General features: G+C 43.9%; 2 protein-coding genes. One reads left to right on the top strand and one right to left on the bottom strand.

The window, feature by feature from the left end; all coding sequences use genetic code 11:
- On the top strand, window positions 1-200 hold a 200-nt coding region (locus HX884_RS27075), incomplete at its 5' end, for a hypothetical protein (RefSeq protein ID WP_218620152.1).
- A gap of 200 nt (window positions 201-400) precedes the next feature.
- Here the strand turns inward: HX884_RS27075 and HX884_RS26330 are convergent.
- Window positions 401-1591: a relaxase/mobilization nuclease domain-containing protein gene (locus HX884_RS26330; protein ID WP_256737205.1), complete on the bottom strand. Its 1191-nt coding sequence runs from the start codon at window positions 1589-1591 to the stop codon at window positions 401-403.
- Window positions 1592-1595 lie beyond the last annotated feature (4 nt).

Here is a 1595-nt window from a genome sequence, read left to right as displayed (position 1 = left end):
TGCGTGATCTGATCCTTCAACTCAGCAAAAGTTCGATTTATTCAACAAAGTCACAGGAATGCCACACTGAGCGGGCTTTCACCGTAAGCGACCTTTGCATGACAGCCTTTGCAAATCCGCACACCATGAGGACTTTGTGTAAAGCAGAACGGGCACTTTATTGTTTCGTTTTCCATAGCTATCCCAATCTGGAAGATTAAATGGTGCGTTTACAGAGATTCTCGATGACCGACTCGCTTTAGTAAAATTGCTTGTACCGATCGATGATTGTTACTTGATAGTTATTGTCTATCATAACTAGATTATCGATCTGTAATAACGATCAATATTTTCTTGACTAAACACAAATTTATTACTAAGCAATTGAGTTAGGTTACGAAAGGTGTTTACAACTAGCTGTCTATAAACGAATTTTTCTTGTAGGTTTCAGATGATGTGTTGAATAGACTTCTGAGAAGTTTGTAGGAACCTTGTGGAGGATGCTCTTTCCATATTTTCTGAGAAGCTCTATGAGCCGTTGTAAAAAGGGAATCCAGCCGGTGAGCCTGAGATGCTTTTGCTGTTTGGCTGCATTCTTTTGAAGGATCTTTTCTACGATTTCGTTCCGTTTGTCTTCTCTGAGCCGTAGTTCCAGTTCTGCAATTTTTTTACCGATACTTTCCTTTCTCTCAGCGGTTTTCAAAACTATTGCAGGAGCAGGAGCAGGAGCAGGAGCAGGAGCAGGAGCAGGAGCAGGAGCAGGAACAGGAACAGGAACAGGAACAGGTATTGGCATGGGAGCTTGAGAAACTTCCTTTGAAGGTATGTCGATTCGAAGAGCTTCTAGATGATCTGGGTTGTAGTTGAGCCTGTTAATAAGATTTGCCCAACTGTAACTTTTACCCAATTGCGAAGCTTTGAAAGCTATATCGCGGTAGGAGAATGAGAAGCCGTTCATTTTGCCTGTGCTTGCGACATTCGCTGTCCAAGTTACTTCTGCTTCTTCCAGTCGTTTTGTGAAAGTTAGAAGGTCCGGCTTATCAGATAAACTTTTATCAAGTATCTGCTGCAGAGCTTCTCTTGGTGAAAGCACCCCGGTTCGTTCCGATAGCATTTTCTCATTACGGGACACTCTCTTCCGCTTCGGTTGTGCTTGCGATGGGGGAGATGCCGTTTTGGTCACTGTCAGGCCATAAGCGACTTCGAGTTTACTGATGATCTGTGTGCTGATGAGGTTTTCGTTCCTACCCAAGTAAAGCTTCCCACCATTGAGATCTATGCGACTTGCGATAATGTGTATGTGCTGGCCATCGTCGTCATGTAAGACATAGCAACGGAGATGGGTATCACTGAATCCCATTCTCCTCATATAGTCATCTGCGATACTAGACCACTGTTCATTCGTTAGTGATTCACCGTTGGGTAAGCGAAGCGAGTTGTGCCAAACTGATTTTGCGACATCCGGGCGAAGATGCTTGGTGCTATCGAATTCAGCGATCAGTTCAAGGGCTGAATCACCTAACATGTTCCCGCCAATGATGATGGGATCACTTTTATGATGTTGACCTGCTCCCCGTTGATTAGTACACCCCGATGTTAGTAATGTCTTCATAAGC

Source organism: Enterobacter sp. SECR19-1250 (genome assembly GCF_013391025.1).
Lineage (GTDB): Bacteria > Pseudomonadota > Gammaproteobacteria > Enterobacterales > Enterobacteriaceae > Enterobacter > Enterobacter cloacae.
Note: the sequence above shows the minus strand (reverse complement) of the source record. Positions and strands in the feature narration are given on the sequence as shown.